8 protein-coding genes, 2 tRNA genes and 1 pseudogene are annotated in these 12,954 nt (G+C 66.1%); 6 read left to right on the top strand and 5 right to left on the bottom strand.

The features are described from left to right. Positions 1-21: 21 nt before the first annotated feature. From tig to lon, 4 genes are all read left to right on the top strand, one after another. Positions 22-1,464, top strand: coding sequence for a trigger factor (gene tig / locus AC2FAN_RS02245; RefSeq protein WP_485172561.1), 1,443 nt, complete (start codon positions 22-24; stop codon positions 1,462-1,464). 160 nt (positions 1,465-1,624) lie between these two features. Next, positions 1,625-2,248: an ATP-dependent Clp protease proteolytic subunit gene (locus tag AC2FAN_RS02240; RefSeq protein WP_265053081.1), complete on the top strand. Its 624-nt coding sequence runs from the start codon at positions 1,625-1,627 to the stop codon at positions 2,246-2,248. Between the two features lie 274 nt (positions 2,249-2,522). Continuing rightward, a complete protein-coding gene (gene clpX, locus AC2FAN_RS02235) occupies positions 2,523-3,791 on the top strand; it encodes an ATP-dependent Clp protease ATP-binding subunit ClpX (RefSeq protein ID WP_265053082.1) in 1,269 nt (422 codons plus the stop codon). Positions 3,792-4,136: 345 nt separating this feature from the next. After that, on the top strand, positions 4,137-6,563 hold the full coding sequence (lon, locus tag AC2FAN_RS02230) for an endopeptidase La (RefSeq protein ID WP_265053083.1): 2,427 nt from the start codon (positions 4,137-4,139) through the stop codon (positions 6,561-6,563). A 144-nt stretch (positions 6,564-6,707) separates the two neighbouring features. Here lon and AC2FAN_RS02225 read toward each other — a convergent pair. Beyond that, positions 6,708-6,783: transfer RNA gene (locus AC2FAN_RS02225), tRNA-Val, on the bottom strand. A 186-nt stretch (positions 6,784-6,969) separates the two neighbouring features. On the opposite strand from AC2FAN_RS02225, the gene AC2FAN_RS02220 reads away from it, so the two are divergent. Both AC2FAN_RS02220 and AC2FAN_RS02215 read left to right on the top strand, forming a co-directional pair. After that, positions 6,970-7,365 (top strand): hypothetical protein, encoded by a 396-nt coding sequence (locus AC2FAN_RS02220; protein WP_485172560.1) that lies wholly within the window; start codon positions 6,970-6,972, stop codon positions 7,363-7,365. A 117-nt stretch (positions 7,366-7,482) separates the two neighbouring features. Next, positions 7,483-7,559 (top strand) — tRNA-Asp (locus AC2FAN_RS02215). Between the two features lie 443 nt (positions 7,560-8,002). Here AC2FAN_RS02215 and hydA read toward each other — a convergent pair. The 4 genes and pseudogenes from hydA to AC2FAN_RS02195 all read right to left on the bottom strand — a co-directional run bounded on the left by hydA (position 8,003) and on the right by AC2FAN_RS02195 (position 12,918). Beyond that, positions 8,003-9,484: a dihydropyrimidinase gene (hydA, locus tag AC2FAN_RS02210; protein WP_485172559.1), complete on the bottom strand. Its 1,482-nt coding sequence runs from the start codon at positions 9,482-9,484 to the stop codon at positions 8,003-8,005. 188 nt (positions 9,485-9,672) lie between these two features. After that, a pseudogene (locus tag AC2FAN_RS02205) lies at positions 9,673-10,320 on the bottom strand (aspartate/glutamate racemase family protein); the annotation flags it as partial. Positions 10,321-10,531: 211 nt separating this feature from the next. Further along, complete coding sequence (locus tag AC2FAN_RS02200) at positions 10,532-11,833, bottom strand: hydantoinase/carbamoylase family amidase (protein WP_485172558.1); 1,302 nt, start codon at positions 11,831-11,833, stop codon at positions 10,532-10,534. 179 nt (positions 11,834-12,012) lie between these two features. Further along, positions 12,013-12,918: a LysR family transcriptional regulator gene (locus AC2FAN_RS02195; protein WP_485172557.1), complete on the bottom strand. Its 906-nt coding sequence runs from the start codon at positions 12,916-12,918 to the stop codon at positions 12,013-12,015. Positions 12,919-12,954 lie beyond the last annotated feature (36 nt).

The following is a 12,954-nucleotide window of genomic DNA, read 5'->3' as shown; positions in this document are numbered from 1 at the left end:
CGAGCTGTTGGCGGTACAAAAATGAACGTGACCGAAACCCTGTCCCAGGGCCTCAAGCGCGAATTCCAGGTGGTGCTGAACGCCGCCGACCTGAAGACCAGGCTCGACGACAGCCTGCAGGACCTTCAGGGCAAGGCCAAGATCAACGGCTTCCGCCCGGGCAAGGTGCCGGTCGCGCATCTGCGCCGCCTCTATGGCCGTTCGGTGATGTCCGACGTGCTGCAGAACGCCGTCAACGAGGCGAACCAGAAGATCGTCGCCGACAACAACCTGAAGCTCGCCTTCGAGCCGCAGATCCGCTTCCCCGAGAACAAGGAAGAGATCGAGGCCGCGATGGAGGCCAAGGGCGATCTCGCCTTCACCGTGGCGCTCGAGGTTCTGCCGAAGATCGAGCTCGCCGACATCTCGGACGTCGCGCTGGTCAAGCCGGTCGCCGAAGTCCCGGACGCCGATGTCGACGCCGCGCTGGAGCGCATGGCTGCCGGCAACCGCAGCTATTCGCCGAAGGGCGAGAAGGCCAAGGCCGAGACCGGCGACCGCCTGATCATCTCCTATGTCGGCACCATCGAGGGCGAGGCCTTCGAGGGCGGCACCGGCGAGGGCATCCCGCTCGATCTCGGCTCCGGCCAGTTCATCCCGGGTTTCGAGGAGCAGCTCGAAGGCGTGAAGCAGGGCGAGAGCCGCACCATCAAGGTGACCTTCCCCGAGAACTACACCGCGACCCACCTCGCCGGTAAGCCGGCCGAGTTCGAGGTCACCGTCACCGAGGTGCAGGGGCCGGACGCCGTCAAGATCGACGACGAACTCGCCAAGGCCTTCGGCATGGAGTCGCTCGACGCCATGAAGACCGCCGTGCGCGAGCAGATCGGCCGCGACTTCCAGGCGCAGTCTCGCCGCAAGCTTAAGAAGGGCCTGCTCGACTCGCTTGACGAGAAGTACAGCTTCGATCTGCCGCCGACCCTGGTCGAGCAGGAGTTCAACAGCGTCTGGAGCCAGGTCGAGGCCGACATGAAGGCCGCCAACAAGACCTTCGCGGACGAAGACACCACCGAGGACGCCGCCCGCGCCGACTATCGCAAGATCGCCGAGCGTCGCGTCCGCCTCGGCCTGGTGCTGGCCGAGATCGGCGAGCAGGCCAAGGTGCAGATCTCCGAGGACGAGGTCACTCAGGCCCTGATCGAGCGCGCCCGCCAGTTCCCCGGCCAGGAGAAGCAGGTCTGGGAGTTCTACCGCAAGAACCCGCAGGCGCTGGCCGAGATCCGCGCCCCGATCTTCGAGGAGAAGGTCGTCGATCATCTGCTCGGCCAGGTGAAGGTGGAGGACCAGACGGTCTCGCGCGAGGCGCTCTACGCCGACGACGAGGCCGAGGAGACCGCCGAGGCCAAGCCGAAGAAGGCCGCCGCGAAGAAGACCAAGAAGGCCGAGGCCAAGGCTGACGAGAAGGCCGACGACGCTTCGGCCTGAGGGCCACGGCAACCTTAATGCCACTATTTGCGCCGCCGGCTCTCGCGACCGGCGGCGCTTCCCTTTTCAGCCACGCTTGGCGTGCTTATGTGGGTGTCTTCCTGAACACCGCTGATTCGACCAATCGCCGCTACAGGCGCATTCACCCGAGGACAGATCCATGCTTCGCGATCCGATCGAGACCTACAACAATCTCGTCCCGATGGTGGTCGAGCAGTCCAGCCGGGGCGAGCGCGCCTTCGACATCTATTCGCGCCTGCTGCGCGAGCGCATCATCTTCCTGACCGGCCCGGTCGAGGATTATTCGGCGTCGCTGATCGTGGCGCAGCTCCTCTTCCTGGAGGCCGAGAACCCCAAGAAGGAGATTTCCTTCTACATCAACTCGCCCGGCGGCGTGGTCACCTCGGGCCTGTCGATCTATGATACGATGCAGTTCATCCGCTGCCCGGTGACGACGCTCTGCGTCGGCCAGGCCGCTTCGATGGGCTCGCTGCTGCTGACGGCCGGTGCCAAGGACATGCGCTTCGCCCTGCCGAACGCGCGCATCATGGTCCACCAGCCCTCCGGCGGCTATCAGGGCCAGGTCACCGACATCCTGATCCATGCCAAGGAAGTCGAGAGCCTGAAGAAGCGGCTCAATGAAATCTACGTGAAGCACACCGGCCGTCCCTACGAGGACGTCCACAACGCTCTGGAGCGCGACAACTTCATGACCGCCGAGCAGGCCAGGGATTTCGGGCTGATCGACCAGGTCATCGAGAGGCGCCCGGAAGAGGCGGCTTGATGCCTGCGACGCGTGGTCTCGAAGCTGTGGGTTGGCGCGCCGGCCCGCAGGGACCATATTGAAAGCAGGCCGGCCCCGTGTTTGCATGGGGTCGGGGGTGAGCGGACAAGCGCTCCATGTTGATCCGGTTTGGATCGGTCCAGCGTATCCGGATGTATCGGAACGGGCCGTTAACCTAATCATCGTGATCTGGGCGCTTAATTTATGACGGAGAGACGACGGTTGCATCGGCCTAGGCTGGTGTTGTCCCGGTCTCCGGAACTGGAGATGGAAAATGGCTAATAAGCCCGGCGGCGACTCGAAGAGCACGCTGTACTGCTCTTTCTGCGGCAAGAGCCAACACGAGGTCCGCAAGCTCATCGCGGGCCCGACCGTGTTCATCTGCGATGAATGCGTCGAGCTCTGCATGGACATCATCCGCGAGGAATCGAAATCCGCGCTGGTGAAGTCGAAGGACGGCGTGCCGACTCCCAAGGAGATCCGGAAGGTTCTGGACGACTACGTCATCGGCCAGGAGCACGCCAAGAAGGTGCTCTCCGTGGCGGTTCACAACCACTACAAGCGCCTCTCGCACGCGACGAAGCACAACGACGTCGAGCTCGCGAAGTCGAACATCCTGCTGATCGGGCCGACCGGCTCGGGCAAGACGCTGCTCGCGCAGACGCTCGCCCGCATCCTCGACGTGCCCTTCACCATGGCCGATGCGACGACGCTGACCGAGGCGGGCTATGTCGGTGAGGACGTCGAGAACATCATCCTCAAGCTGCTGCAGGCCTCCGACTACAATGTCGAGCGGGCGCAGCGCGGCATCGTCTATATCGACGAGATCGACAAGATCAGCCGCAAGTCGGACAACCCATCGATCACCCGCGACGTGTCGGGCGAGGGCGTCCAGCAGGCTCTGCTGAAGATCATGGAAGGCACCGTCGCCTCCGTGCCGCCGCAGGGCGGGCGCAAGCATCCGCAGCAGGAATTCCTGCAGGTCGACACCACCAACATCCTCTTCATCTGCGGTGGCGCCTTCGCCGGTCTCGACAAGATCATCTCGAGCCGCGGCAAGGGCACCTCGATCGGCTTCGGCGCCAAAGTCCAGTCGCCGGATGATCGCCGCACCGGCGCGATCTTCCGCGAGGTCGAGCCCGAGGATCTGCTGAAGTTCGGCCTGATCCCGGAATTCGTCGGCCGTCTGCCCGTTCTGGCGACGCTGGAGGATCTCGACGAGCCGGCGCTGAAGACCATCCTGACCGAGCCGAAGAACGCGCTGGTCAAGCAGTATCAGCGCCTGTTCGAGATGGAGGACACCCAGCTGACCTTCACCGACGAGGCCGTCAGCCTGATCGCCCGCAAGGCGATCGAGCGGAAGACTGGCGCGCGCGGCCTGCGCTCGATCATGGAGGGCATCCTGCTCGAGACCATGTACGAGCTGCCGGGGCTGGAAGGCGTCGAACAGGTGGTGATCGGCCCCGAGGCCGTGGAGAACAAGGCCCGGCCGCTGTTCATCTACGCCGAGCGCGAGGACGAGACCAAAACCGCCTCGGCCTAATCCTTCGTGGCCCTGCGACAACGCAACGCGCGCCTTTGGCGCGCGTTTTGCGTTTGATAGACATGGGCTGGCGCGGTGCTGCATCGCGGCAGCTCGACACGAGACCGAACCGCCACAGGTTGCGGTATCCGCCCTTCGCCCGTTGCAGGACAGCGGTGCATGGCCTGGATACCTCGCTTGAAAGCCGGCGAGGAAGTCTCCACTTTAGGTGCACTTGCGAGAGTCGCATGCCTAAGAGGGTGCGATGCGCGAGGGCGGAGGAGCGAATGGTCGCGTCCCTCCGCACACGTCCGATCGCTCCGCCCATCTTGGGGGTCCGCCGGGCGCAACTGCAAAGGAACTGCCATGACTGGCTCGACGCCACGCGCTCCCTTCGTCCCAGGCGAGACCGGCACCTACCCGGTTCTGCCGCTGCGCGACATCGTCGTCTTCCCGCATATGATCGTCCCGCTTTTCGTGGGCCGCGAGAAGTCGATCCGCGCGCTCGAGGAGGTGGTGAAGACGGACGGGCTCATCCTGCTGGCGACCCAGAAGAACGCCGGCGACGATGACCCGCAGACCACGGACATCTACGAAATCGGCACGCTCGCCCGCGTGCTCCAGCTGCTCAAGCTGCCCGACTCCACCGTCAAGGTGCTGGTCGAGGGCGTCGGCCGCGCGAAGGCGCTTTCCTACTCGGCCGCCGAATCCTTCTATGAGGCGGAGGCTACCGGCCTTGCCGAGGAAGAGGGCAAGAAGGTCGAGGTCGAGGCGCTGGGCCGTTCGGTCGTCAGCGAGTTCGAGAGCTATGTGAAGCTCAACAAGAAGATCTCGGGCGAGATCGTCGCTGCGGTCTCGCAGATCGACGAGCCGACCAAGCTCGCCGACACCGTGGCCTCGCATCTGGCGGTCAAGATCGCCGATCGTCAGGGCGTGCTGGAGATCACCAACGTTGCCCATCGTCTGGAGAAGGTCCTGTCGCTCATGGAGAGCGAGATGTCAGTGCTTCAGGTCGAGAAGCGCATCCGCTCGCGCGTCAAGCGCCAGATGGAGAAGACCCAGCGCGAGTACTATCTCAACGAGCAGATGAAGGCGATCCAGAAGGAGCTGGGCGACGGCGAGGAAGGCCGTGACGAGCTGGCCGAGCTGGAAGAGCGCATCGCCCGCACCAAGCTGACCAAGGAAGCCCGCGATAAGGCGACGGCGGAGCTGAAGAAGCTGCGCCAGATGTCGCCGATGTCGGCCGAGGCGACCGTCGTGCGCAACTATCTCGACTGGATGCTCGGCATCCCGTGGGGCAAGCGCTCGAAGATCAAGAAGGACCTCAACGCCGCTCAGCTGGTGCTGGATGACGATCACTTCGGCCTCGACAAGGTCAAGGACCGCATCGTCGAGTACCTCGCCGTGCAGCAGCGCACCAACAAGCTCGCAGGTCCGATCCTGTGCCTCGTCGGCCCTCCGGGCGTCGGCAAGACCTCGCTCGGCAAGTCGATCGCCAAGGCGACCGGGCGCGAGTTCGTGCGCATGTCGCTCGGCGGCGTGCGTGACGAGGCCGAGATCCGCGGTCACCGCCGCACCTATATCGGCTCGATGCCCGGCAAGATCATCCAGTCGATGAAGAAGGCCAAGACCTCGAACCCGCTCATCCTGCTCGACGAGATCGACAAGATGGGCCAGGACTTCCGCGGCGATCCCTCGGCCGCCCTGCTGGAGGTGCTCGACCCCGAGCAGAACTCGACCTTCAACGACCATTACCTCGAGGTCGATTACGACCTGTCGAACGTGATGTTCGTCACGACGGCGAACACGCTGAACATCCCGCCGGCCCTGCTGGACCGGATGGAGGTGATCCGCATCGCCGGCTACACCGAGGAAGAGAAGACCGAGATCGCGCGCAAGCACCTGATCGCGAATGCGATCAAGAAGCACGGGCTGTCCGGCAAGGAGTGGTCGGTCACCGACGAGGCTCTGCAGACCCTGGTGCGGCGTTACACCCGCGAGGCCGGTGTCCGTAACCTCGAGCGCGAGATCTCCAACACGGTCCGCAAGGGCGTGAAGGACATCGTGCTCGGCAAGAAGCAAAAGGTCGTCGTCGACGAGACGCTGCTCGAGGAATATCTCGGCCCGCCGCGCTATCGCTACGGCATGGCGGAGACGGAGGATCAGGTCGGTGTCGTCACCGGTCTGGCCTGGACCGAGGTCGGCGGCGAGTTGCTGACGATCGAGGGCGTCATGGTGCCCGGCAAGGGTCGCATGACCGTCACCGGCAACCTCCGGGACGTGATGAAGGAATCGATCTCGGCGGCGGCGTCCTATGTCCGCTCGCGGGCCGTCGATTTCGGCATCGAGCCTCCGCTCTTCGACCGGCGTGACATCCACGTCCACGTTCCCGAAGGGGCGACCCCGAAGGACGGTCCTTCGGCAGGCATCGCGATGGCCACCGCCATCGTCTCGATCCTGACGGGCATCCCGACCAACCGCGACGTCGCCATGACCGGCGAGGTCACGCTGCGGGGCAGGGTGCTGCCGATCGGCGGCTTGAAGGAGAAGCTCCTGGCGGCGCTGCGGGGCGGCATCAAGAAGGTGCTGATCCCGGAGGAGAACGCCAAGGACCTGATCGACCTTCCCAAGTCGGTGAAGGACGGCATGGAGATCGTCCCGGTCTCGCGCATGGAGCAGGTGCTGAAGCATGCGCTGACCCGCCAGCCGGTTCCGATCGTCTGGGAAGAGGATCTCAAGGCCGTGCCCGCTCCGAGTGCGGACGACGAGGCAGCGGGCGTCGTCGCCCACTGACCTCTCGCGAGAGACATGAGAGCCGCCGGTGCGCAAGCGCCGGCGGTTTTCTTTTGGGCGCAGGGCAGCGGTAGGGGCAGAACCGCGCAGGTCATGCTGCCCAACGGGCCAGCGTCCTGGAGAAGGGAATACCGGGAGAAATGATGGTGGGCGGTGACGGGCTCGAACCGCCGACCCTCTCGGTGTAAACGAGATGCTCTACCAACTGAGCTAACCGCCCCCGGGCGCTTGCGTTTAAGGCTTCGGGAGCGGCATCGCAAGCGCTCTCGGCCGGCGCCCCTCACGAATCCACGCGCACGGGCGGAATTCCGCCATCTTCATCGGCAGGCTGGCGCGTGTGAATACGCCATTCCTGAGCCGCTTGAATGTCCGCCGCCGCCTCTCGGCCGTCGCCGGCTTTTCCGTCATGCTGGGCGTGCAGCCTGCCTTCCCGCAATCGCTGCTGCCGGATGCGTTCTTCGCCGGTCGCCCGGCCTTCTCGCATCCCGAGCAGCCGGGCAAGCCGGCGAGCTGCGAGGACATCGCCGGGCAGCTGCCCGACTCGGTGCCGGCCGATTCGCGGGTAGACATGGCAATCGCGGGCGAGGTCAGTCTGGTTCGGACGGACGGCGCGCTTTGGTATGTCGCCATCTGCGCGGAGCCGGGCGTGCGCGTGCTCTGCGTGACCTACAGCGCCAACCACCTCAAACTGGGCGACAAGGCCATCCTGCGGGGCGGATATAACCGCCAGGACCGCCGCCATGTCCTGCTCGATCCCTGCCTCGCATCGCCTGCGAATGATGGCAGTGTCCCCGAGCCCTGAGTGCCGGCGAAGGGGATTTTTCCCCAGAGGCAAATTTGCCGGCATCACGCGCTTGACACTTCCGGCCGGGGGCAATACTCACCACGTCGCTGGCGGCGAATGCCTCAGCCGCCCTGCGCGGGCGTAGCTCAGTTGGTTAGAGTGCCGGCCTGTCACGCCGGAGGTCGCGGGTTCGAGCCCCGTCGCCCGCGCCATATACTTCAAGGGCTTAGAGCTCTTCTCCCCTCGGCCGCTACACTTTTTCAAGTGAGGCCGTTACAATATCCGCCCCCGGTTTGTCCTGCGGAAATTTGCCTGGCTTTCGCGCTGGCTTGCGCCAACACCCCGACCTCGAGCGCGCTACTTTTCATAGAACCACGCAGTCATCCCGGGCTTGACCCGGGATCCATGCCAGAGCCTGCCTGGATGAGGTTCAGGCATGGATCCCGGATCTCCGCTTCGCTCCGTCCGGGATGACCCGCGTTTCGACGAAAACGCAGCAGGCTCTAGGGTCGTCTGCCGGGTGTGGATCGGTCTCGGCTCGATATCCGCGGCATCATTGAAATCGCTGGCGCGCGCAGACCGGGGTACACGCCGTAAGGCTTTATCGCCTGCGTGGTGACAGCGCCGCCGGACGGCCGGGGCGCTGGGTTCCTTCTCAATCGAGCAAGACTGCGCCGAAATTCCGCTCGGGGTCGATATCCGCGACAAGCCTGCCCGCCGGGGCGGCTGCGGGGCCGCCTTTTCGGCTCAGCCAGCGCCCGGAGCCCGGATTGGCCCGCAGCGCGCCATCGGCCACGATGTCCTCGCCCCGGACGAGGACACGTTCCGGCCAGCCCGTGACGCTGCGGCCAGCGAAGGGCGTGAAGCCGGTCAGGTCATGCATCGCCGCGTCGGTGATCGTGACCGTCTTCTGCGGATCCCAGATCGCGATGTCGGCGTCATAGCCCGGCAGGAGCGCGCCCTTGCCCGGCAGGTTGTAGATCGCGGCGGGCGCGGTCGCGGTCAGCTCGACGAAGGCCTCCAGCCCCCGCCCGGCGAACTCAGGCCGGCCTTTCGAGACCAGCGCATCGAAGAGCAGCGGCAGCCGTGTCTCCAGCCCCGGCAGGCCGTTGGCGATCTGCTTGAAGGTCGGATTCGGGCCGGCCGAGAGCTTGCCGGTCTCGTCGAAGCGGTAGGGCGCATGGTCGGACGAGACCGTCTGGATGTCGCCGAGCGCCAGAGCCTGCCAGAGCGCCTCTTGGTCCGCCACCTCGCGCGGCGGCGGCGAGCACATCCACTTCGCGCCTTCCAGCCCGGGCTTGTCGAGATCGTGCCGGGTGAGGAAGAGATATTGGGGGCAGGTCTCGGCGAACACCTTGAGCCCGCGTCCACGCGCTGCGCGGATCGCCTGCGCGCCCTCGGCGGTCGAGACGTGGAAGATCATGATCGGCTGGTCGAGCAGCTCGGCCGCCGTGATCAGCCGGTTGAAGGCTTCGGCCTCCGAGCCGCGCGGATGGCTGATCGCGTGATATTTCGGCGCGACATAGCCCTTCTCGACCAGCTTCCTGCCCATCCAGGAGATCATGCCGTGGTTCTCGGCGTGGACGCAGATCAGCGCCCGGTTCTGCCGGGCCGTCAGCAGCAGGTCGAGCAGGGGCTCGTCGTCGACCTTGATCAGGTCGTAGGTCATGAAGACCTTGATCGAGGCGTGGCCCTCGCCGATCAGCGCCGGCAGATCCTGCTCGATCGTCTTGCGGTCGGGATTGGCGACGATGAGGTGGAAGGCGTAGTCGATCAGCGCGCCGCGCCGGGCGAGCGCCGCATAGTCGTCGACGACCTGCCTGAGATCGAGGCCGCGATGCTGGGCGGCGAAGGAGATCAGCGTGGTGTTGCCGCCGAAGGCCGCCGAGGCCGTTGCGCTTTCGAAGGTGTCGGCGTTGAGCAGCCCGCCGGCCGAGACCTGCTCGACATGGGCGTGGGTGTCGATGCCGCCCGGCAGGACGAGCCTGTCGCTGGCGTCGATCTCGCGGGCGCATTGCGCGAGGCCGAGGCCCAGCGCGGCGATCTTGCCGTCCTTGACCGCGACATCGGCCCGGAAGCTGCCGGTCGCGGAGCCGACAGTGCCGCCCCGAATGACCAGATCATAGGTTGTCGTCATGCTGCTTGCCTCTCGCATTCCACGGCCAGTTTGATCCTTGTCGAGCTCTCGTCCCGAGGAGCCGTGTAGCGGCGTCCCGAAGGATGGTCGAGATGGTCCCGGAGCCTCCTGAAACATCCTTCGAGACGCATTTCGCAGCTGATTCTCAGGATGAGGTTTCGTGGGCAGGCCCTTCTCCAACGCAGCATAATCGCGCCGATCGCCATCGCGACCGCGGCCTGGGTCGGGTCGATGACGGGGATGCCCAGCGCATCCTCCAGCGGCCTGCGGTGGCGCGCCATGCCGGCGCAGCCCATGACGATGGTGCCGGCGCCGTCCTCGTCCCGAAGCTCGCGCCCGATCGCGATCATGCGCTGCAGCGTGCCTTCGCCCGAGGCGCTTTCCGCGACCGACATTTCGAGCGGTCGTTCGCCCGCCAGCCGGTCCATCTGTCCGATCTGCCTGAGATAGCGGATGTGGCGCGGGATGGAGCGCGACTTGATCGCGATGACGCCGAAGCGGTCCGCCCGCGTCAGCGCCGTCAGCACGCCGCATTCCGCGATGCCGAAGACCGGGCTCGCCGTGCCCTCGCGCGCGACGTGAAGACCGGGATCGGAATAGCAGGCGATGACGAAGGCATCGACGTCGTTGGCGGCTTCGATCCGGCGGCGCAGGGGCAGGGTGACGCTCTCGACATGCTCTTGCGTCTCGATGCCGGCAGGACCCTCTCTGAGCGTCTCGCAGACGATCTCCGGCCCCTCCGCGAAGGTGAGCGGCACAAGCGCCTGCCGCAGCCCTTCCGTGACCGCTTCGTTCGAATTGGGGTTGATGACGAAAATGCGGGGGCGGCGGCTCATGGGCGAAGTCCTGAAAAGAATGACTCGGAACCTGCTGATTTTGCATCAAACCACGCAGTCATCCCGGGCTTGGCCCGGGATCCATCCCTGAGCCCTTCCGATGGAGGCTGAGGCATGGATCCCGGCTGTTCGCCTCGCTCCGGCCGGGATGACCCGCGTTTCCGATCAAAAGCTGCATGGTCCAGGTTTCAACATGGCACCGCTCGCCGTTTCAGGCGACCTCTCTCGCCACCCAATCGGCCAGGATCGTGCAGGCGGCGAGGAAGTCGTCGATCTCCATCGCCTCCTGCGGATTGTGGCTGCCATGCTCGTTGCGCACGAACAGCATGGCGATGGGCACGCCGGCCGCGGCGAAGGCGGCCGAATCATGGGAGGCCGGGCTGCCGAGCGGCATCGTCGCGATACGCTGGCGCGCCGCCGCCGCCTCGAGCCCGGAGACGATGGCGGGGTCGACCGGCCCGACGGCGGCGCTGGCGCGCGCGCCGAGTTCGAAGGTCACGCGCCGGCGCGCCTCGATCTCGCGGACAGCCGCCAGCATCCTCGCCTCGACACGCTCCAGCACGGCGGGGTCATAGGCGCGCACGTCGAGGCTGAAGGCGAAGCTGCCGGGAACCGTGGTCAGGCCATGAACGGCGGGGTCGGTGTGGAAGCGGCCGAGCGTGACGGCCATCTGGAAGCCCGCCTCTTCCTCTTCCTGCCAGAGCCGGTCGAGCATCACGGCGAATTCCGCGCCGGCCATGGCGGCGTCGCGGCGGAAGCGGCGCGGCGTGCCCACATGGTCGTGCCGCCCGACGATGCGCGCATCCGGGTAGCGGAAATTGCCGGGCACGCCGGTGCAGATCGCGACCGGCAGGCCGGATTCGACCAGGCTCGGCGCCTGTTCGATATGGACTTCGAGGAAGGCCCGGATCGCAGCCGGATCGAGATGGCGCTGGCGCCGGCGGATCGCTGCGGAATCGCCGCCGCTGGCGTCGATGCTCGCCGCGAGCACGCGGCCGTCATCGATGCGCCGTGCCTCCAGCGCGCCGTCCGGCAGGGTCCCGAGCGCCGAGCGGCTGCCGATATAGGAGACCTGGAACCAGACGCTCTCCTCGGCCCGCACACCCATCGCGGTGACGTCGCAGCGCGGCTGGATGCCGAGCGCGCGGAGGGTCTCGATGACGACGAGCCCGGCGATGACGCCTGCCGCCCCGTCGAAATTGCCGCCATGCGGCACGCTGTCGAGATGCGAGCCCATCAGGATGCGCGGGGAGGCGGCGTCGCGGCCCGGCAATGTGACATAGCTGTTGGCAGCGAAGTCATGCGAGACGACGAGCCCGCGGTCCTTGCCGTGCTCTGCCAGCAGCCGGTGGCCGAAATCCTCGCCCGCGCCATAGGTGTCGCGCGTGATGCCGGGCTCGTCACGGCTGCCGGCCGCCAGTCGGTCGAAGAGGGTCTTCACCCAGTCGCGCTGGGCGGCGACGGCCTCGGCGATCGCCGTGTCGGCGCGGGGCGTCTGGACGGTTGCGGTCATGGTCGTCGTCGATCCGGTCGGTTGAGCCTGCGTCCGGCCGGGATCGATGATCCGCGGTGGACCGATGTCGCTGCCGGCAGCCGGCCCTGAAACCTTGGGCCAGCCTGCGCGGCCGTACAATGGCGTCGCCTATGCGGAATTTCGGGGTGACATTTGCGTGTTGAATACCGCGGGAGCACTCAGCCCTGGCCGAGTTTGGCGGCCGTTTCGGCGGCAACCAGCCTGACTTCGCGCAGAAAGGCCTCGGCGGCGCGCGAGATCGGGCGCTTGCGCGAGCGGACGGCCGAGGCGATCACTTCGGAGGCCGGAACGAAGGGGCGGATCGCCAGCTCGTAATGTCCACAGAAGACCGGGGAGAGGGGGTCGACGACGGCGACGCCGACGCCGCTTTCCGCGAGAACGCAGGCCGTGTTGCAATAGCGGACCTCGACGGAAAACTTGAACGGCACGTCGGCCTGGGCAAAGGCCTTGCGGACGATCGTGCCCATGCGGGTGCCCTGTTCGAGGGCGATGTAGGGCACGTCGCGCAGGTCCTCCGGGGTGATCGCCGGCTTCGCGGCCAGGGGATGGTCGGGGCGCATGACGCACACCATGTTCCCGGCGAAGAACGTCTCGGAATCGAGCCCCCGATCATCGTCCAGGCCCATGACGAAGCCGAGCTCCGCCGTGCCGTTCTCGACGCTCTCGACGACGTTCTCGAAGCGCCGGACATCGAAGGAAACCCGGACCTTCGGGCGCTTGGCGAGGTAGTTGCGCAGCGCCGACGGGATGACGCCATAGCCCAGCGGCGGCGTGGCGATGATGCGGATATGGCCGGCGCGGTTCTCCTTGATGTCCTGCAGCTTTGCCTCGAAGGCGGCATGCAGGCTGAAGATCGGGTCCGAATCCTTGTAGAGCATGCGTGCTTCGGCCGTCGGGAACAGCCGGTTGTTGACGCGCTCGAACAGCGGGAAGCCGACCTGGCTTTCGAGATGCTTGATCGCGTTGCTGACCGCCGGCTGCGACAGGCCGAGTTCATGCGCCGCGCGAACCGTCGTCTCGCAGCGGACGACGGCGCGCAGAAGCTCGATCTGGCGAAGGTTCATATGCCCGCTCCGAATAGAGTGACCCCACTCTATTCG

It is taken from the genome of Allobosea sp. RIT-PG3_2 (assembly GCF_057321085.1).
The sequence above is the reverse complement of the archived record's forward strand: the minus strand, read 5'-3'. Positions and strand labels throughout refer to the sequence as shown.

Coding starts and splice junctions, on each gene's coding strand:
- tig (WP_485172561.1), top strand. CDS start 22: ATGAACGTGACCGAAACCCTGTCCCAGGGCCTCAAGCGCGAATTCCAG.
- AC2FAN_RS02240 (WP_265053081.1), top strand. CDS start 1,625: ATGCTTCGCGATCCGATCGAGACCTACAACAATCTCGTCCCGATGGTG.
- clpX (WP_265053082.1), top strand. CDS start 2,523: ATGGCTAATAAGCCCGGCGGCGACTCGAAGAGCACGCTGTACTGCTCT.
- lon (WP_265053083.1), top strand. CDS start 4,137: ATGACTGGCTCGACGCCACGCGCTCCCTTCGTCCCAGGCGAGACCGGC.
- AC2FAN_RS02220 (WP_485172560.1), top strand. CDS start 6,970: ATGCTGGGCGTGCAGCCTGCCTTCCCGCAATCGCTGCTGCCGGATGCG.
- hydA (WP_485172559.1), bottom strand. CDS start 9,484: ATGACGACAACCTATGATCTGGTCATTCGGGGCGGCACTGTCGGCTCC.
- AC2FAN_RS02200 (WP_485172558.1), bottom strand. CDS start 11,833: ATGACCGCAACCGTCCAGACGCCCCGCGCCGACACGGCGATCGCCGAG.
- AC2FAN_RS02195 (WP_485172557.1), bottom strand. CDS start 12,918: ATGAACCTTCGCCAGATCGAGCTTCTGCGCGCCGTCGTCCGCTGCGAG.